The following is a 16,814-nucleotide window of genomic DNA, read 5'->3' as shown; positions in this document are numbered from 1 at the left end:
TCACAGTCCCTCGGCGGTGACAACGGGACAGCAGCGCATGCGTTCCGGCTAAAATGCGCGAGCCAACTCACGATTTGTTCCGGCCTCCATCGGCAAGCCGGTCAGAAGATCGTGTACGAACGCCAGTTTCCGCGCGGTCGCGTCCGAAATGACGAAGGGGTAGAGGTCGGGTAGGCCCATGCAGCGGTTGATCGAATTGGAGGCTTCCGACAGCACCAGCCAGCGGGCAAGGATCTTGTCGAAGGGCTCGGGTGTGTTGGCGGGCTCCGAGGGTGCTGCCTGCGGCTCGCCCCCGGTATCGCCCTGCGGCAGTTCGTTCGTCTCCACCGTCTCCAGCCGGCCGAGCGGGAAGTTCAACGCATGGACCATCTCCAGCGTGTCGGTAATGTGCAGGTGGTGGGCCCAGGTCTCGGCCCAGTCCTCCCACGGATGCGAGGTGGCGTAGGCCGAGATGTGGTCTTGCTGCCAATCGGGCGCCGCGCCATTGGCGTAATAGGCCTTCAGCGCCTGTTCGTAGTCGGCACGCTCGTCGCCGAACAAGGCGCGGAAAGCTTCCAGCCTTTGCGGATCGTCGCGGATCAGGCGGTCCCAGTAATAGTGGCCGAGCTCGTGGCGGAAATGGCCGAGCAGCGTGCGGTAATTCTCACCCATCTGGACGCGACGTTTTTCGCGCTCGGCTGAATCGGCTTCGGCGACGTTCAGCGTGATCAGGCCGTTGTCGTGACCAGTGAGAATCCGTTCGCCGCCCGGGCCGCCGCCGATCGGATCGGCGAGGAAGTCGAAGGCCAGCCCGATCTCGTCCGTCGGGCTCTGCTTGGGCGCCACCGGCAGGCCGAAGGCGAGCAGCGAATAGATGGCGCGCTTCTTCGCCGCCTCGACGCGAATCCAGCGGCGGCGATTGCCGTCGACCGAGAGATCCGGGATCAGCTGGTTCAGCACGCAGGCACGGCAGAAGACCTGTCCCGGCTCGGCCATCCAGTTGCAGGCGCATTCGTCGGCATTGGTGCACTGGATCGCGCCGTCGACGCCGGACAAGACAAAGCGCGCGCCCTCGGGATCATAAAGCACGAGACTGCTGCAGTTCAGGCACTGGGCATTCTCGAAATAGAGACGGTGGCCGCAATGCGGGCAGTCGAAAAGTTTCATCTCGGTCTCAATTCGTCAGAAGGGATGCATGATTCATCTGAAAGGGATGCATGATTCATAGGAAGGGATCATGGCGGCCCGTGCCCAAACGCGAACCACCGGCCGGTGTTCCGCGGTCCATCGCGACTATTTTGCTTCGCCGGTCCAGGCGCGCCTGCCCCGGTCCATGGGCGGCATCAACATCTTCCATGCCTGCCACTGCCATAATAATCACTTGATCGTAGGCAAATTCCCCGGCATTCGCCAGCATCGCGCCACAGACGGTGACAAATGCGCGTTTCGCTGGCAAATTCGCAAACGGGACGTGAATCAGGCAACCAGGAGAACAACATGGCATTTCGTGCCAAGGGTAGGATTTTAGCGGCGGCGGTGGTGGCAGTGCTCGGGCTGGCAACCGGCGCGCAAGCGGCGGCCAGCTGCGGCAAGACCGGCGCCGGCTTCGACGCCTGGAAACAGGACTTCGCCGCCGAGGCCAAGTCCGAAGGTGTCGGGTCGAGGGGTCTGGCCGCTCTGGCCGGCGCGACCTACGCAACAAGGACGATCTCCGCCGACCGCGCCATCCACAAGGCTTTCAGCGGCTCGGTGGACGATTTCATGAAACGCCGCGGCGGGTCGGCGATCATCTCCAAGGGCCGTTCGCTGAAGAAGTCGAACGCGGCGCTGTTCAACCAGATCGAAGCCAACTACGGCGTGTCGCCGGGCGTGCTGCTCGCCATCTGGGGCATGGAAACCGGCTTCGGTGCTTCCATGGGCAACCAGAACACGGTCTCCGCCATTGTGACGCTTGCCTATGATTGCCGCCGTCCCGACTATTTCCATCCGCATGCCATCGCGGCCCTGAAGCTGGTTGACCGCGGGGCGTTGACCTCGTCGTCGGTCGGCGCCATGCATGGCGAGATCGGCCACACGCAGTTCCTGCCCGGAAATGTCTTGAAGTATGCGGTCGGCAGCGGAAACCTGCGCGACAAGGCCACAGCTTTGGCCTCCACCGCCAACTTCCTCAAGGGTCACGGCTGGCGGGCTGGCGCCAGCGCGCAGTCGAATATGGGCGCGATCGCCGGCTGGAATTCCGCAAGCGTCTATCAGCAGGCCATCGCCCGCATCGCCACCGCGATCGATGCCGATTGATCGAACCGCACGGCCATTGAATGAAAAACCCGGCTCCGCGCCGGGTTTTTCATTTCACGTCGAGCGCATAGGAGCAGCCGGCCAGCGTCCTGCCGGGGTGGGATTCGACGGTCGAGACGTTGAGCGTGATGCGCGTGGCAAGGCTCACGCCGCCGGCGTCCTCGCTGCTTTCGGCCATGACCTTCTCGCCGAGGAACTTGTCCGGCGTCGAGACCGTCGCCGGGGCGTCGAACTGGCGGGCGAGGTCCGGCGCGGCGATGCCATCAAGCACGGCCATCGGCCCTGTCGCGGTAAAGACGATCGTCGCGGTCTCGCGCCCGAAGACATGGACCGGGGCCGGCAATCGATATTGCCGCAGGAAGGGATTGCCGGAAGCGACCTCCTTCCAGCCAAGGGTCTGCGACGCGTCCGGCTCACCGGCCAGCCAGAGGGCAAGACCATTATACGCCGGCACATCGGCCCTGCATTCGATGATGGCGGCGAGGTCCAGGGAGGCGGGGTCGAAGTTCCCGGCGGCGACCGGTGCCGCCAGAAAGAGCAGCGGCACCAGCCATCGACCGAGACAGCGCATTCCGTCTAACTGTTGCGGTTACGCGCGGCCAATGTCCGCAGCCTCAGCGCATTGAGGCGGATGAAGCCGGCGGCGTCCTTCTGGTCATAGGCGCCACGGTCGTCCTCGAAGGTGACCAGCGCGTCGGAATAGAGCGTCTTCCCAGACTTGCGGCCGGTGACCATGACATTGCCCTTGTAGAGCTTCAGCCGCACCGTGCCTTCGACGTCTTCCTGGCTCTTGTCGATCATCGCCTGCAGCATCAGGCGCTCGGGCGAGAACCAGAAGCCGTTGTAGATGAGCTCCGCGTAGCGCGGCATGAACTCGTCCTTGAGGTGCGCGGCACCCCGGTCGAGCGTGATCGATTCGATGGCGCGATGGGCCGCGAGCAGGATGGTGCCGCCCGGCGTTTCATACACGCCTCGCGATTTCATGCCGACGAAGCGGTTTTCGACCAGGTCGAGCCGGCCTATGCCATTGTCACGGCCGAGATCGTTGAGCGCCGCCAGCATGGTGGCCGGCGACAGCTTCTTGCCGTTCAGCGCGACCGGGTCGCCCTTCAGGAATTCGATCTCGATCTCGGTCACGGCATCAGGCGCGTCCATCGGCGACACGGTGCGCTGGTGCACGAACTCCGGCGCCTCGCTCCACGGATCTTCCAATACCTTGCCCTCGGACGAGGAGTGCAGGAGGTTGGCGTCGACCGAGAACGGCGCATCGCCCTTCTTGTCCTTCGGCACCGGGATCTGGTGCTGTTCGGCGAAGTTCATCAGGTCGGTGCGCGACTTGAACGACCAGTCGCGCCACGGCGCGATGACCTTGATGTCGGGGTTGAGCGCGTAGGCCGAAAGCTCGAAGCGAACCTGGTCGTTGCCCTTGCCGGTGGCGCCATGCGCGATGGCGTCGGCGCCGGTTTCCCTGGCGATCTCGACCAGGTGCTTGGAGATCAGCGGCCGCGCGATCGAGGTTCCCAGGAGGTAGGTGCCTTCGTAGACGGTGTTGGCGCGGAACATCGGGAAGACGAAGTCGGCGACGAATTCCTCGCGTACGTCGACGATGCGGATGTCCTTGATGCCCATCATCTCGGCCTTCTTGCGCGCCGGTTCGAGCTCCTCGCCCTGGCCGAGGTCGGCGGTGAAGGTGATGACTTCGGCGCCGAGTTCGGTCTGCAGCCATTTAAGGATGATGGATGTGTCGAGGCCGCCGGAATAGGAGAGCACGACCTTCTTGACGTCTTTGAATTTGGACATTTCTGCTCCGTGGAAAAGCGGACGCCTGAGGCAAGGCGTCACGGATTGTCGGAGCGCCTTTTAGCAGGAACGGCAAAGCGAGCAAGCGCACGCGGCGCAAGGTTGCTGATCCAGCGCGGCAGTGCGACGCCGGGCTTGATCGGGAGGACCGATCCCGGGGCCATGCCGCCGGTCACCAGACGCTCAAGACGGCCGCCTGTAAGCTGGCGAAATGTAAGCTGGTGAAACTGGCCGAACCGCTCCAACTCCACCGGAGGACGCGCCGGCCCCATCTGGCGCCGGCGAGACGGGTCCTGTATAGCCGACGCGTTCCCCCGGGGCCCGCCATGTCCTTCATTCCCGACACGACCACGCTGATCCAGTTCGCCATCGCCACCGTCATCCTGGCAATCACGCCAGGCCCCGACATGACGCTGTTCGTGTCGCGCACGCTGAGCCAGGGCCGCGCCACCGGCTTTGCCTCGATGGCCGGCGCGCTGTGCGGCACGCTGATCCACACCACGCTGGTGGTGGTCGGCGTCTCGGCGCTGATCGTCGCCTCGCCGATGGCTTTTTTCGTGCTGAAGATCTTTGGCGCCGGCTATCTCGTCTTCCTCGCCTGGCAGGCGATCGCCAAGGGCTCGGCTTTCTCGCCGGAAAAGAAGACCGGTCCGCAAATTTCCCTGTTGCGCAGCTGGGCGGCGGGGCTCGGCGTCAATTTGCTCAACCCGAAGATCATCCTGTTCTTCATGACCTTCCTGCCGCAATTCGTCTCCGCGCACGATCCGAACGCGCCGGGGAAACTGTTCTTCCTCGGCTCCATGTTCATCGTGCTGTCGATCCCGGTGACGGTGCCGATGGTGCTGGCGGCGGAAAAATTCTCGGCGGCAATGAAAGCCAGCCCCCGTGTGACGCGGGTGGTCAACTATCTCTTCGCCGGCGTGTTCTCGGCGTTCGCGCTCAAGATCCTGACGGCCCAGGCGAAGTAGAAACCTTCCACCAGCTTCCCGCCCAGCGCCCGGCGGCAAGCCAATAGAAGATCCCACCGACCATGCCGCCACCGAGCACCGCCATGATGGCGCTGGCTTCGGTGACCGCGAAAGGGGAATCGCGGACATTGTCGACGAGGCCGAGGAAAACCCCCGCCACCACCGCGCCGGCGAGCGCGTAGAACAACCAGTCGCGCCGGCCGAGGATTTCGGCAATCAGGATGACGATCGCCGCCGGCATGAAGCCGAAATAGGCGACGAACAGGGCGACGAAGGGAATTGAAAAATAGAGCGATGCCGTTGCCGCCGGATGCGCTTGCGCCGGCGCGTAGCCGAGCGAGGCCAGGAACAGGATGTTGAGGAAGGCGCTGGCGGCCAGCGAGGCGACGGCATAACCGAACAGGATGATGGCGAAGCGCACAATGTAGGCGACGAGACGGTTCATCGGGGATCATGGCCCTTGAGACGACCGGAGCTGCGTCCGGCCAGAAGCCAGTAGACCCAGCCGGCGGCAATGCCGGCGGCGGCCAGAAAACCCAGGAAGCCCGGATTGAAAACAAAGCCTCCAGCGGAGCCCGGCACAAAAACACCGAAGGCGATCGACGTGACCGCGCCCGTGACGGCGAAGTAGAACCATCCTCGCAGCGCCAGCCGTTCGGCGACGAAGATCGCCGGGCCGACGATCAGCAGCGCGCAGATCGCCACGGTCAACACGGCGAGCGGGAAGGAGGCCAGCCAGTCGAATGTGAAAATGATCGACCAGTTGCCGTCCTCGATCCCTGCCAGAAGAACGATCAGCAGTACCGGCACCAGGATTGAGGTCAGCACGGCGGCGAGGTAGCCGACTGCGATCATGGCGAAGCGTGTGAGGCCGGCGGCGAGACGGCTCACACCTCGCCGTGCCCCGCGATCATCATGGCTTCCAGCGCCAGCCGGTCGACCTTGCGCATGCGTTCCGATTCCGACTTCAGCTGGCCGCAGGCGGCCAGGATGTCGCGGCCGCGTGGCGTGCGGATCGGCGAGGCATAGCCGGCATTGTTGATGTAGTCGGCGAACTTCTCGATCGTCTCCCAGTCCGAGCACTGGTAGTTGGTGCCCGGCCACGGGTTGAACGGGATCAGGTTTATCTTGGCCGGAATCCCCTTGAGCAGCTTGATCAGCCCCTTGGCGTCCTCGATGGAATCGTTGACGTCCTTCAGCATCACATATTCGAAGGTGATGCGCTTGGCGTTGGAGAGGCCGGGATAGGCGCGGCAGGCGGCGATCAGCTCCTTCAGCGGATACTTCTTGTTGATCGGTACCAGAAGGTCGCGCAGATCGTCATTCGTCGCATGCAGCGAGATCGCCAGCATGACGCCGATCTCCTCGCCGGTGCGGAAAATCTCGGGCACGACGCCGGAGGTCGACAGCGTGATGCGGCGCTTCGACAGGGACAGGCCGTCGCCGTCGGAGGCGATCAGCAGCGCCTTCTTCACCGCCTCGAAATTATAGAGCGGCTCGCCCATGCCCATCATGACGATGTTGGACACTTTCCGGCCCTCGGCCGGCACGATGGCGCCATCCGGCGTGTCGCGGTCGGGGAAGTCGCCGAGCCGGTCGCGCGCGGTGAGCAACTGCGCCAGGATTTCTTCCGCGGTCAGGTTGCGCACCAGCTTCTGCGTGCCGGTGTGGCAGAACGAACAGGTCAGCGTGCAGCCGACCTGCGAGGAGATGCAGAGCGTGCCACGGCCTTCCTCGGGGATATAGACGGTCTCGATCTCGACCGGCCGGCCGGCGCCGCGGGGCGGAAAGCGGAACAGCCACTTTCGCGTGCCGTCGGCGGAAATCTGCTCCTCGACGATCTCGGGCCGGGCGACGGTGAAATGCTTGTCGAGTTCGGCGCGCAGATCCTTGGAGATGTTGAACATGCCGGCGAAGTCGGAAACGCCGCGCACATACATCCAGTGCCAGAGCTGCTGGGCGCGCATCTTTGCCTGGCGCTCCGGCACGGTGCCGGATTCGACAAGAGCGGCGGCGAGTTCCGTCCGCGTGAGGCCGATCAGCGATGGCTTTTCGGTCCGCGCGGCACGGCCGCGCAAGGCGTCACGGGCGCCTTCGGCGGTAAGGTCGAATGAAAGGGTCATGGTTGCACAGATATAAGCGGTTTGCGGCCGATTTCATCCATCGGCCCGATATGAAGCGCGGCGCATAGCACAGGTTGAGCACGAAGTCATGCGGTGCACGCCAAACCGGGGTCCGCCGTCGGTGTCCCGATCGCCACCGTCCCCGTGAAGGACGATCGCCGCCGGTGGACGCGATGTCGTTGGCGGCGATCACTTAGTCGTGTTGGCGTAACGATCCCCATCGCGCCTTCGAACCCTGAATGGGGCAACTGTGCCCCTACAGAATGGGAGTATGCAGGATGAAATCGATCAAGCTCGCCGTCGTTGCCGGCTTCGCCGCTCTTTGCGCCTCGCAGGCGTTTGCCGAGGACGCGATGGGCACCATGAGCATGATGAAAGGCGGACAAGTGACGGCGATCATGCCCGACGGGCATATGGGCACCATGACGCCGGACGCGAAGATGGGCGCCGACATGATGAAGATGGCCAAGCCGATCAAGCACTGCATGATGATGATGACCGACGCCAAGGGCAAAGCCTACATGATCGACACCTCGACCAAGAAGGCCCAGGCCGAATGTGAAAAAATGGCTATGTGACGATCCCGCAAGGATGTTCCCGCCGGCTTGGAGGCCGGCGGGACGAGCAACTTCCATATTATCCGCGCGTCTCCCCGCGCCTACCTGTCGATGGAGAGCGTATCGATCCCGGTGCTCTGGTCGGTTTCCGGTGGCGGCGGCGCGGCCCCGCGGGCTCGGTAGGACGGCAGGTCGGGAGCGCCGGCCGCTACGGGATTCGCTTCGAGCCGCGCGATCAGACGCTTCATTTGCGTGATCTCGCGCACTTGGGCGTCGATGATGCCGTCCGCGAGCTTTCGCACCTCCGGGTCGCGGATATGGGCGCGTTCGCTGGTCATGATCGCGATCGAGTGGTGCGGGATCATGGCCTTCATGTAAGAGACGTCGCTCACGGTTTCCTGGCTTCTGACCAGCCACAAGGCACCAGCGAATACGAGCATGCCGCCGATGACGATGCCGACATTCGCGGCCACGCTCCCGTACATCCCCCACATGAAGCCGATCATGACGATGGCCATGGCGGCGCCCATCACGATGGCCATCCACACCCGGGTCTGGCTGAAGAAAACATGATCCAGCGCATAGGTGTTCAGGTACATGAGCCCGTACATGAGGACCGTGGAAACCAGGATCATCGCGGCGAATCTGACATAGCTCATGACTGCGGGCTCCTTGTTCAAAGGGACACAACCGCGACGGTGGGCTTTTTGATCCCGTGATCGGCAGACTCACACTTGATCGGCGTCATGCCTGTGTTAGGGCTGGGTTTTCCCCCCGAGGGCAGACATGGCCGGCCAATCGCGAAAACACCCCATGCTGCGGCGTTCGCGCGCCATGTGGGCCTCGCGCCGCGTCTGGCAGCCACGTCTGGTGTTCTGGGCCGGTGCGATCTCGATCGGCCTGATCAGCGTGCTCTTTGCCGTGCTGGCCGATAAGGCGCAGGCGCTGTTTCATGTCGTGATCGGCAATGACGGCGGCTGGCGTTTCTATCTGCCGCTGGCCATCACGCCGCTCGGCTTTGTGCTGTGCGCCTGGCTGGCGCACGCCTTCTTCCCGGGCTCGCAAGGCAGCGGCATTCCGCAGGCGATCGCCGCCCGCCACCTGCGCGACGATGACGACCGCAGCCATATCCTGTCGCTCAGGCTGGTGGCGGGCAAGATCGCGCTCACCCTTGTCGGCCTGTTCTGCGGCGCTTCGATCGGCCGCGAGGGACCGACCGTACAGGTCGGCGCGTCGCTGATGCTGCAGGCGGCGCGTTGGGGCGGCATGGCGCAGGCGCGCGGCCTGATCCTGGCCGGCTCAGCGGCGGGCATCGCGGCGGCGTTCAACACCCCGCTCGCCGGCATCGTCTTCGCCATCGAGGAGATGGGCCGCACTTATGAGGCGCGCACCAACGGGCTGGTGCTGACGGCGGTCATCCTGGCCGGCCTCGCCTCGCTCGGCGTGCTCGGCAACTACACCTATTTCGGCGTGTCCAAGGAGACGATCTCGTTTGCCGTCGACTGGCCGCTGGTGATCGCCTGCGGCGTCATCGGCGGCGGCTTTGGCGCCTTGTTCTCGTTGCTGGCGTTGAAGGCGACGCGGCGTATCCGACGCTGGAACGCGCTGCAGCCGCTGTGGCGCGCGCTGCTGGTGGCCGCGATCTGCGGACTGGCGGTCGCGGTGATCGGTATCGCCTCGGGCGGGCTGACCTTCGGCACCGGCTACGCGCAGGCGCGCAGCGCGGTCGAAGGCACGCCGCTGCCCGGGTTCTTCTTTGCCGAGAAATTCGCGGCCGGCCTGCTGTCGATGATCTCAGGCATTCCCGGCGGCATCTTCGCGCCCTCGCTGGCGGTCGGCGCCGGCATCGGCAGCTCGCTCGGCCTGATGTTCGGGAGCAGCGCGGGCGTCGCGGCCCTGCTCGGCATGGCGGGCTATTTCGCCGGCGTCGTGCAAGCGCCGATGACGGCTTTCGTCATCATCCTCGAAATGACCGGCAATCACGACAATGTCATCGGCCTGATGCTGGCTTCGATGCTGGGCTACGGCACGGCGCGGCTGATCTCGCACGAGCCGCTTTATCACGCCCTGTCGCGGGTGTTCATCGCCGAGGCGATCCGGCGGCGGCGGGCGGAGGCCGCACCGGAATCAGGGCTGGGCTGAAAAAGCAAAGGCCGGGCGTTACGGCCCGGCCTTCGGTTCAAAAACGAAGATGGCCTATTTGCACTTGGCGATCGAGGACAGCGCCGCCGAAATGCCCTTAAGCGAGAAGACATAGTTCGTGGGATTGCCGCGGCCCGACTTCGCCGACACCTTCATGTCGGTTCCGGTCTTCATCGCGGCGATCAGCACTGGCTCTTCCGCCGCGTTCTCGACCCAGGCCGATTTCCCGCGCGTGAACATCGAGAAGCTCTTCTTGTCGATGGTGACGGTGGCCTTGGAACCTTCCTGGAAATTGTAGCCGGCGATGAACTGAGGCTCATAGGACACTTGCTGGCCGGGCCGCTGGCTGACGAAGAAGAACATGTCGCCGTGGTCGAGCGTCGGCGGCTGCTTGTCGGTCGGCACGGTCAGCACGTAGCAGACCTTGCCGCCCGAAGCCTGGTAGCTGTAGGTGCCCCAGGCATTGTGCTGGCCGATCTTGGTCGCCTGCTGCGCCAGCGCCGGCGCCGCCGAGGCCGCCAGGACCAGGCTAGAAACTAGTGCAATCAATCCGCGCATCGTTTTTCCCGTATTCCAAATGGTGCGGAGGCGGGCCGCGTGGCGTCCTGCCGTCGCTTCATTTTGATTTAATCTGGGTTACCAAACGGTGAATTTCCCAAGAGAAAAGGACCTTCACCCCAGGAAACCGCCGCCATTTCCGCGCCGCCGCCTTGTCAGCGGCCGGCTCGGTGTCCCTTTGGCGACTTGGAGGCCACGAAAACGGCAAGAGTTTGACTTCTAACCCGCCGCTGAACGCCCCTGTCCAGCGGTCGAGCCGTCGCGGCGGGATCGGCCGGCGGGACTTCAGCTCTTATCGGCGATGGCGTCCTTGGCGGCTTGCCGGTGCGCGGGCGTGATATGGGCGCTGACGGCGGTGATTGCGGCGGTCAGCACGGCGATGTCGTCGGTGAAGCCGAGACCGAAGATGAAGTCGGGGATGAGATCGACCGGCAGGACGAAATAGCCGAGCGCGGCCACCAATATGCCCTTGGCGCGCAGCGGCGTCTTCTTGTCCATGGCGCAGTAATAGGCGGCGACGACATCTTCCATGAACGGAATCTGCCGAGCGGCCTTCCTGGCCGTGCGCCAGAACTTTTCGCGCACTTCGCCTTCGCCGGCCAGCTTGTCGCCAAAGCCGAAGAAATCAAAACCGGATTCTTGCGCCATCAATCTCTCCTTGCGGGCCTCATGCGCGTCTCAGCGCACGTCCGCCGATCAAAATGTGGTGAAAGCTTAACCCGGCTGCAAGATGCGGGCGCCGATTTGCCGGGTCCGCGCCGGGCCTGGACGTTGGACAGCCCGTGTTCAGCCGCCGAAATAGCGGTTCATCTTCTTCGCCAATTCGATGTCGAGCGCCGTCACGCCGCCGGCGTCATGCGTGTTCAGGGTAACGCTGACGGTCTTGTAGACATTCGACCAATCGGGATGGTGGTCCATCTTCTCGGCGGTCAGCGCCACCCTGGTCATGAAGGCGAAGGCTTCGGAGAAATTGGCGAAGGTGAAGGTGCGGCCGATCGAGGCGCCGTCGTCCGCCAGTGCCCAGCCATCAAGCCCTGTGAGCGCTGCTTCGGCGGCCTCCCTGCCCAGTTTCTCTCTCGTCATGTCCGCTTCCCGTGCTATTGGGCTGAAGTCGTCACCATAGCGCCGGATCCATGATCGCGAAGCCCATAAATTCCATTCTTTTCGTCTGCCTCGGCAACATCTGCCGGTCGCCGCTGGCCGAAGGCATCCTTGGCGCCGTGCTGGCTGAGCGCGGATATGGCGGCGATATCGTGCTCGATTCGGCCGCGACCAGCGGCTGGGAGGTCGGCTCCGCTCCCGACCCGCGCTCGATCGCCATCGCGTCTCACCATGGCATCGACATCTCGCGGCAGCGGGCGCGCAAGATCATGCCGGAGGATTTTCACCGCTTCGACCTGATCTTCGGCATGGACCGGTCCAACGTCGCCGACCTGAAGGCGCTGGCGCCGGCGGCGGTGCGCGACCGTATCCACCTGTTCCTGGAATTCGCCGAGGGAAGGCCGCGCGATGTACCGGACCCCTACTATGAGGACCAGCAAGCGTTTGCCGAGGTCTATCGCATGATCCGCGAGGCGTCGGAGGTGCTGGCGACACGGCTGGCGGCACGCGTATCGACGCCGGACAGCGGCCATGCCTCCTCGACAATATAGGGGCCGCCACCCACCGAATCGCGCGACGACATCAGCACGAAACGGCCGATGCGGAACGGCAGCGTCGAGAAATTGCCGCGCGCCGACAGATATTGGGCGACGTCGAGCGGGCTCGAATTGCGCAGCCGCGCCAGCGTCACATGCGGCATGAACCTGCGCGGATCGGCGGGAATGCCGAGCCGCTGGCAGATGCGCTCGATTTCGGCCTGAAGAGCCGCCATATCGGGCGAGGGCGAAGCGCCGGCCCACACCGCATGCGGCTTCTTCTGGCCGAAAGCGCCGACACCGGACAAGGTCAGCGAGAAGGAAGGGCGATGCACCCGGTCGAGCGCGTTGGCGATCTCGTCGGCGACATGGCCCTGGACGTCGCCGATGAAGCGTAGCGTCAGATGGTAGTTTTCGACGTCGATCCAGCGGGCCCCGGGCAGGCCGCCCCGGAGCAGGGACAGCGAAAGGGCGGCATCACGCGGAATTTCGAGGGCGGTGAAAAGACGCGGCATGAAGAGCCTCCCTTCCTCGAATCGAAACTGTCATCCCTAGCGAATCATCGATAATCAAATGGAGCAAGTGGTTTGTTGGTCGCGGATGCAATCTACATGCAATCTAAAGCTTCCGCGGCGGAACCGGTTCCATCCGACGTCACGATCCGCCTGGCGCCGCCGCCATGGCCTTCTCGACGGTAGGCAGGATGCGTTCGACCATCAGGTCGACGCCGCGAGCACTCGGATGCAGGCCGTCCTCGAGCTGCAGGCCGGGCTGGCCGGCGACGCCGTCGAGGAAGAACGGGTAGAGCGGAACATCGTATTTGCCGGCCAGGTCGGCAAAGATGGCGTCGAAGGCGCTCTGGTAGTCGGCCCCGAGATTGGGCGCCGCCCGCATGCCGGCCAGCAGCACGGCAATCTTGCGCTCTTTGAGCCTGCCTAGCATCTCGTCCAGGTTCCGTTTCGTAATGTCGGGCGCGACGCCGCGCAGCATGTCGTTGGCGCCGAGTTCGAGGATCACCAGCTGCGTGCCCTCAGGCACCGACCAGTCGAGCCGCGCCAGGCCGCCGCTGGAGGTGTCGCCGGAGACGCCGGCATTGGCGACGATGACGTCATGGCCCTTGGCGCGAAGTGCTGCCTGCAATTTGTCGGTAAAGCCCTCGCCCGGGCCAAGGCCGTACCCCGCCATCAGGCTGTCACCGAAGCCGACGATCTTGAAAGGCGCGGCGCGCGCCGACGAAATGCCGCCGCAGATGGCGAGGAAAACGACCAGACCTGCGGCAAAGCGGCGTTTGAAAGACATGCGGCAGGCCCCATATGACAGAGAATTCTTCCGGCGATGGCTTCCGACAGGCAGAGCCTCCCTTTCCATATAGGACGCTTTCATTTTGACAGAAGCCGTCATCGCGCTGAAAGACGTATCCCTGACACTCGGCGAAGGCGCTTCGTCGGTTCATGTATTGAAGGGCGTCAGCCTCGACGTCGCGCGCGGCGAGGCGACGGGTATCGTCGGTCCGTCGGGGTCCGGCAAGTCGACATTGCTGATGGTGCTGGCCGGGCTGGAGCGGGTCGATTCCGGTACGGTGCGCCTTGCCGGCGAACTGCTCAACGGTAAAAGCGAGGACCAGGTCGCTTCGTTTCGCGGCCGAAACATTGGCATCGTGTTCCAGTCCTTCCACCTCATCCCCAATATGACGGCGCTCGAAAATGTCGCCGTGCCGCTGGAACTGGCCGGCCACGCCGATCCCTTCTCGGTGGCGGAGCGGGAACTGGCGGCCGTCGGCCTCAGCGACCGCGTCACCCATTATCCTGGCGAACTCTCCGGCGGCGAGCAGCAGCGCGTGGCGATCGCCCGGGCGCTGGCACCATCGCCGCGCATCCTGATCGCCGACGAGCCGACCGGCAATCTCGATCAGGCGACGGGGCGGCAGGTCGCCGATCTGCTGTTCGCCAAGGCCGCCGAACGCGGCATGACGCTGGTGCTGGTCACCCACGATCCGGCGCTCGCGGCGCGCTGCTCGCGCCAGGTTTCGATGCGCTCCGGCCGGATCGAGGCGCCGCCGCCGGTCAGGATCACCGCCTGATGCCGCTGGCGCGGACCTTGAAGCTTGCCATCCGCTTCTCGCTGCGCGAGATGCGCGGCGGCCTGTCCGGCTTCCTCATCTTCCTCGCCTGCATCGCGCTCGGCGTGGCGGCTATCGGCGGCGTCAATTCGGTGGCCCGCTCCATCACCGCCGGTGTCGCCGATCAGGGCCAGACGCTGCTCGGCGGCGATCTTCGCTTCCAGATCAACCAGCGCGACGCCAGCCAGGCAGAACTTGGCTTTCTCGACGGGCTGGGCGTGGTTTCGCATACCGCCGGCATGCGCTCGATGGCGCGCCTGGCTGACGGATCCGACCAGGCGCTGGTCGAGGCCAAGGCTGTCGACGAGGCCTATCCGCTCTATGGCGCGCTGGAAACCGAACCGGTGCTGACGAAGCAGGAACTGTTCGGCAGGCAGTTCGGCGTTTTCGGCGCCGCGGCACCCGATCTCTTGTTCGAACGGCTGCATCTCAAGATCGGCGACCGGCTGAAGCTCGGCACCGCCACGTTCGAACTGCGCGCCAGGCTGGTGGCCGAGCCCGACGCGGTCTCCGATGGGTTCGGCTTCGCGCCAAGGCTGATGATCTCGACCGAGGGCCTGGCCGCCACTGGGCTGATCCAGCCTGGCAGCCTGGTCGAGAACGCCTACAAGGTCCGGCTGCCCGCCGGTGCCGACGAGGCGCGGCTCAAGGCCATCCAGGACCAGGCGGCCAAGGATTTTCCGCAGGCCGGCTGGTCGATCCGCACGCGCAGCAACGCCGCACCGGCGTTATCCTCCAATATCGAACGCTTCTCGCAGTTCCTGACGCTGGTCGGGCTCACCGCGCTGGTGGTCGGCGGCGTCGGCGTCGCCAATGCGGTGCGCGCCTATCTCGACGGCAAGCGCGGCGTCATCGCCACCTTCAAGAGCCTGGGGGCGTCCGGCGGCTTCGTCTTTGCCGTCTACCTCGTGCAGATCCTGATCATCGCGGCACTTGGCATCGTGCTCGGCCTGGTGCTCGGGGCGCTGATGCCGTTCGCGGCGAGTGCCGCGCTTCAGTCGGTCATTCCGGTGCCGGCGCAGGGCGGCTTCTATCCCGGCGCGCTCGCCATGGCGGCCCTGTTCGGCCTGCTGGTGACGCTGGCCTTCGCGCTGCTGCCGCTCGGTCGCGCCCGTGACGTGCCGGCAACCGCGCTGTTCCGGGAGATGGGACTGGAAGGCCGGGGCCTGCCGCGCCCCGTCTATGTCGTTTGCGCGCTCGGCATCGCGCTTTTCCTGGCAGCGCTGGCGATCCTGTTTTCGGGCGACCAGCGCATCGCCTCGATCTTCGTCGGCGCCACCGTTTTTGCTTTCCTGGTGCTGCGTCTCGTCGGCGGACTGGTGCAATGGGCAGCCAGGAAAAGCCCGCGCGTGCGCTTTGTCGCGCTCAGGCTCGCCATCGGCAACATCCACCGGCCCGGGGCGCTGACGCCGTCCGTGGTGCTGTCGCTGGGGCTTGGGCTGACGCTCTTGGTGACACTGGCGCTGATCGACGGGAATCTCAGGCGCCAGATCTCCGGCAGCCTGCCGGAGCGGGCGCCGAACTTCTTCTTCGTCGACATCCAGGGCAGCGAAGTCGATGCGTTCTCCTCGCTGATCGCGAAGGAGGTGCCGCGGGGAACGCTGGCCAAGGTGCCGATGCTGCGCGGCCGGGTCATGGCTCTCAACGGCGTCGATGTCGACAAGGTCAAGGTGCCGGCCGAGGGCGCCTGGGTGCTGAAGGGAGATCGCGGCCTGACCTATGACACCAGGCAACCGGAAAACGCGACGCTGACAGAGGGCAAATGGTGGCCCGACAACTATGCCGGCGAGCCGCTGGTTTCGTTTTCCGACAACGAAGGCAAGGAAATCGGGCTGAAGCTCGGCGACACCATCACCGTCAATGTGCTCGGCCGCAATGTCACCGCCCGCATCGCTAATTTCCGCCAGGTCGAGTGGGAGACGATGGGCATCAATTTCGTCATGGTGTTCTCGCCCAACACATTCGCCGGCGCCCCGCATGGCTGGATAGCCACGCTCACCGAAAAGAACGCCTCGGCGGCCGACGACGCGCGCGTCCTCAACGCCGTCACCCGCGCCTTCCCCGCCGTGACGACGGTGCGGGTCAAGGATGCACTCGACATCGTCAACCGGCTGGTCGGCCAGCTCGGCACGGCGATCCGGGCCGCGGCCGGCGTGGCGCTGATCGCCTCGGTTCTGGTGCTTGCCGGCGCGCTTGCCGCCGGCAACCGGGCGCGCATCCACGACGCGGTGGTGCTGAAGACGCTGGGCGCCACCAGGCGAACGCTGATCACGGCATTCTCTCTGGAATACATGCTGATCGGACTGGCCACCGCGATCTTCGCGCTCGCCGCCGGCAGCGCCGCCGCCTGGTTCGTGGTCGCACGCATCATGACGCTGCCATCGCATTTCATGCCCGAGGTGGCGGTGGCGACGATTGCCTTTTCGCTGGTGATCACGGTCGGCATCGGCCTTGCCGGCACCTGGCGGGTGCTCGGCCACAAGGCGGCACCCGTGCTGCGAAACCTCTGATTCGCCTGCGGGCGCCGCCTGCCCGGGTTAAATCTTGGTAAGGATGCCGTCCGAAACGGCCGGCGAAGCGGCATTTTGGCCTGTCACGAACCGTTACACCCGGTTACGGTCTTGTTCTTGACGCGA

Annotated in this window: 19 protein-coding genes; 7 read left to right on the top strand and 12 right to left on the bottom strand. The window is 64.8% G+C overall.

Annotation, left to right across the window (positions count from 1 at the left end; all coding sequences use genetic code 11):
• Positions 1-48: 48 nt before the first annotated feature.
• Positions 49-1,146 carry a putative zinc-binding metallopeptidase gene (locus tag FJW04_RS02715; protein ID WP_140712209.1) on the bottom strand — a complete coding sequence of 366 codons (1,098 nt, stop codon included), beginning with the start codon at positions 1,144-1,146 and terminating at the stop codon, positions 49-51.
• A 330-nt stretch (positions 1,147-1,476) separates the two neighbouring features.
• Between FJW04_RS02715 and FJW04_RS02710 the strand changes: the two genes are divergently transcribed.
• Positions 1,477-2,274 (top strand): lytic transglycosylase domain-containing protein, encoded by a 798-nt coding sequence (locus tag FJW04_RS02710; protein ID WP_140712207.1) that lies wholly within the window; start codon positions 1,477-1,479, stop codon positions 2,272-2,274.
• 49 nt (positions 2,275-2,323) lie between these two features.
• On the opposite strand, the gene FJW04_RS02705 is transcribed toward FJW04_RS02710, so the two are convergent.
• Together FJW04_RS02705 and FJW04_RS02700 are read right to left on the bottom strand one after the other, a co-directional pair.
• A complete protein-coding gene (locus FJW04_RS02705) occupies positions 2,324-2,845 on the bottom strand; it encodes a hypothetical protein (RefSeq protein WP_140712205.1) in 522 nt (173 codons plus the stop codon).
• A gap of 5 nt (positions 2,846-2,850) precedes the next feature.
• Positions 2,851-4,074, bottom strand: a complete 1,224-nt coding sequence (locus FJW04_RS02700) for an argininosuccinate synthase (protein ID WP_140712203.1) — start codon at positions 4,072-4,074, stop codon at positions 2,851-2,853.
• A gap of 326 nt (positions 4,075-4,400) precedes the next feature.
• Between FJW04_RS02700 and FJW04_RS02695 the strand changes: the two genes are divergently transcribed.
• On the top strand, positions 4,401-5,042 hold the full coding sequence (locus FJW04_RS02695; protein WP_140712201.1) for a LysE family translocator: 642 nt from the start codon (positions 4,401-4,403) through the stop codon (positions 5,040-5,042).
• On the opposite strand, the gene FJW04_RS02690 is transcribed toward FJW04_RS02695, so the two are convergent.
• Genes FJW04_RS02690 through rlmN form a run of 3 tightly spaced genes read right to left on the bottom strand, consistent with a single transcriptional unit; the run spans position 5,014 to position 7,165 of the window.
• Positions 5,014-5,487 (bottom strand): hypothetical protein, encoded by a 474-nt coding sequence (locus tag FJW04_RS02690; protein ID WP_015314950.1) that lies wholly within the window; start codon positions 5,485-5,487, stop codon positions 5,014-5,016. The genes FJW04_RS02695 and FJW04_RS02690 overlap by 29 nt on opposite strands.
• Positions 5,484-5,933, bottom strand: coding sequence for a hypothetical protein (locus tag FJW04_RS02685; protein WP_015314949.1), 450 nt, complete (start codon positions 5,931-5,933; stop codon positions 5,484-5,486). Before FJW04_RS02685 ends, FJW04_RS02690 begins: the two co-directional genes overlap by 4 nt.
• Positions 5,930-7,165, bottom strand: a complete 1,236-nt coding sequence (gene rlmN, locus FJW04_RS02680) for a 23S rRNA (adenine(2503)-C(2))-methyltransferase RlmN (protein WP_140712199.1) — start codon at positions 7,163-7,165, stop codon at positions 5,930-5,932. The genes FJW04_RS02685 and rlmN overlap by 4 nt, the downstream gene beginning before the upstream one ends.
• Before the next feature lie 278 nt (positions 7,166-7,443).
• On the opposite strand from rlmN, the gene FJW04_RS02675 reads away from it, so the two are divergent.
• Entirely contained in the window at positions 7,444-7,743 is a 300-nt protein-coding gene (locus FJW04_RS02675; RefSeq protein WP_015314947.1) for a hypothetical protein, read from the top strand.
• Between the two features lie 80 nt (positions 7,744-7,823).
• Here the strand turns inward: FJW04_RS02675 and FJW04_RS02670 are convergent, their stop codons facing one another.
• Entirely contained in the window at positions 7,824-8,381 is a 558-nt protein-coding gene (locus FJW04_RS02670) for a DUF305 domain-containing protein (RefSeq protein ID WP_140712197.1), read from the bottom strand.
• 127 nt (positions 8,382-8,508) lie between these two features.
• Between FJW04_RS02670 and FJW04_RS02665 the strand changes: the two genes are divergently transcribed.
• Positions 8,509-9,864 (top strand): chloride channel protein, encoded by a 1,356-nt coding sequence (locus FJW04_RS02665; protein WP_140712195.1) that lies wholly within the window; start codon positions 8,509-8,511, stop codon positions 9,862-9,864.
• 54 nt (positions 9,865-9,918) lie between these two features.
• On the opposite strand, the gene FJW04_RS02660 is transcribed toward FJW04_RS02665, so the two are convergent.
• The 3 genes from FJW04_RS02660 to FJW04_RS02650 all read right to left on the bottom strand — a co-directional run bounded on the left by FJW04_RS02660 (position 9,919) and on the right by FJW04_RS02650 (position 11,505).
• Positions 9,919-10,422, bottom strand: coding sequence for an invasion associated locus B family protein (locus FJW04_RS02660; RefSeq protein ID WP_015314944.1), 504 nt, complete (start codon positions 10,420-10,422; stop codon positions 9,919-9,921).
• Between the two features lie 285 nt (positions 10,423-10,707).
• On the bottom strand, positions 10,708-11,070 hold the full coding sequence (locus FJW04_RS02655; protein WP_015314943.1) for a YkvA family protein: 363 nt from the start codon (positions 11,068-11,070) through the stop codon (positions 10,708-10,710).
• Positions 11,071-11,208: 138 nt separating this feature from the next.
• Entirely contained in the window at positions 11,209-11,505 is a 297-nt protein-coding gene (locus FJW04_RS02650) for a 4a-hydroxytetrahydrobiopterin dehydratase (protein WP_015314942.1), read from the bottom strand.
• Positions 11,506-11,555: 50 nt separating this feature from the next.
• Here FJW04_RS02650 and FJW04_RS02645 point away from each other — a divergent pair, with 50 nt between their 5' ends.
• Positions 11,556-12,074, top strand: a complete 519-nt coding sequence (locus tag FJW04_RS02645) for a low molecular weight protein-tyrosine-phosphatase (RefSeq protein WP_015314941.1) — start codon at positions 11,556-11,558, stop codon at positions 12,072-12,074.
• Here FJW04_RS02645 and thpR read toward each other — a convergent pair.
• On the bottom strand, positions 11,978-12,574 hold the full coding sequence (thpR, locus tag FJW04_RS02640) for an RNA 2',3'-cyclic phosphodiesterase (protein ID WP_140618242.1): 597 nt from the start codon (positions 12,572-12,574) through the stop codon (positions 11,978-11,980). The two genes, FJW04_RS02645 and thpR, sit on opposite strands and share 97 nt — an antisense overlap.
• Positions 12,575-12,713: 139 nt before the next feature.
• Positions 12,714-13,358 (bottom strand): arylesterase, encoded by a 645-nt coding sequence (locus FJW04_RS02635; protein WP_015314939.1) that lies wholly within the window; start codon positions 13,356-13,358, stop codon positions 12,714-12,716.
• Positions 13,359-13,443: 85 nt separating this feature from the next.
• Here FJW04_RS02635 and FJW04_RS02630 point away from each other — a divergent pair, with 85 nt between their 5' ends.
• Positions 13,444-14,139, top strand: coding sequence for an ABC transporter ATP-binding protein (locus FJW04_RS02630; RefSeq protein ID WP_140712193.1), 696 nt, complete (start codon positions 13,444-13,446; stop codon positions 14,137-14,139).
• Positions 14,139-16,688 carry an ABC transporter permease gene (locus FJW04_RS02625; protein ID WP_140712191.1) on the top strand — a complete coding sequence of 850 codons (2,550 nt, stop codon included), beginning with the start codon at positions 14,139-14,141 and terminating at the stop codon, positions 16,686-16,688. Before FJW04_RS02630 ends, FJW04_RS02625 begins: the two co-directional genes overlap by 1 nt.
• The last annotated feature ends 126 nt before the right edge of the window (positions 16,689-16,814 follow it).

Source organism: Mesorhizobium sp. B2-7-3 (genome assembly GCF_006440715.1).
GTDB classification, from domain to species: Bacteria; Pseudomonadota; Alphaproteobacteria; order Rhizobiales; family Rhizobiaceae; genus Mesorhizobium; species Mesorhizobium australicum.
Note: the sequence above shows the minus strand (reverse complement) of the source record. Positions and strands in the feature narration are given on the sequence as shown.

Excerpts from the sequence above, each read along its gene's own strand:
- FJW04_RS02715 (WP_140712209.1), bottom strand. The coding sequence starts at position 1,146 with ATGAAACTTTTCGACTGCCCGCATTGCGGCCACCGTCTCTATTTCGAG.
- FJW04_RS02710 (WP_140712207.1), top strand. The coding sequence starts at position 1,477 with ATGGCATTTCGTGCCAAGGGTAGGATTTTAGCGGCGGCGGTGGTGGCA.
- FJW04_RS02705 (WP_140712205.1), bottom strand. The coding sequence starts at position 2,845 with ATGCGCTGTCTCGGTCGATGGCTGGTGCCGCTGCTCTTTCTGGCGGCA.
- FJW04_RS02700 (WP_140712203.1), bottom strand. The coding sequence starts at position 4,074 with ATGTCCAAATTCAAAGACGTCAAGAAGGTCGTGCTCTCCTATTCCGGC.
- FJW04_RS02695 (WP_140712201.1), top strand. The coding sequence starts at position 4,401 with ATGTCCTTCATTCCCGACACGACCACGCTGATCCAGTTCGCCATCGCC.
- FJW04_RS02690 (WP_015314950.1), bottom strand. The coding sequence starts at position 5,487 with ATGAACCGTCTCGTCGCCTACATTGTGCGCTTCGCCATCATCCTGTTC.
- rlmN (WP_140712199.1), bottom strand. The coding sequence starts at position 7,165 with ATGACCCTTTCATTCGACCTTACCGCCGAAGGCGCCCGTGACGCCTTG.
- FJW04_RS02675 (WP_015314947.1), top strand. The coding sequence starts at position 7,444 with ATGAAATCGATCAAGCTCGCCGTCGTTGCCGGCTTCGCCGCTCTTTGC.
- FJW04_RS02670 (WP_140712197.1), bottom strand. The coding sequence starts at position 8,381 with ATGAGCTATGTCAGATTCGCCGCGATGATCCTGGTTTCCACGGTCCTC.
- FJW04_RS02665 (WP_140712195.1), top strand. The coding sequence starts at position 8,509 with ATGGCCGGCCAATCGCGAAAACACCCCATGCTGCGGCGTTCGCGCGCC.
- FJW04_RS02660 (WP_015314944.1), bottom strand. The coding sequence starts at position 10,422 with ATGCGCGGATTGATTGCACTAGTTTCTAGCCTGGTCCTGGCGGCCTCG.
- FJW04_RS02655 (WP_015314943.1), bottom strand. The coding sequence starts at position 11,070 with ATGGCGCAAGAATCCGGTTTTGATTTCTTCGGCTTTGGCGACAAGCTG.
- FJW04_RS02650 (WP_015314942.1), bottom strand. The coding sequence starts at position 11,505 with ATGACGAGAGAGAAACTGGGCAGGGAGGCCGCCGAAGCAGCGCTCACA.
- FJW04_RS02645 (WP_015314941.1), top strand. The coding sequence starts at position 11,556 with ATGATCGCGAAGCCCATAAATTCCATTCTTTTCGTCTGCCTCGGCAAC.
- thpR (WP_140618242.1), bottom strand. The coding sequence starts at position 12,574 with ATGCCGCGTCTTTTCACCGCCCTCGAAATTCCGCGTGATGCCGCCCTT.
- FJW04_RS02635 (WP_015314939.1), bottom strand. The coding sequence starts at position 13,358 with ATGTCTTTCAAACGCCGCTTTGCCGCAGGTCTGGTCGTTTTCCTCGCC.
- FJW04_RS02625 (WP_140712191.1), top strand. The coding sequence starts at position 14,139 with ATGCCGCTGGCGCGGACCTTGAAGCTTGCCATCCGCTTCTCGCTGCGC.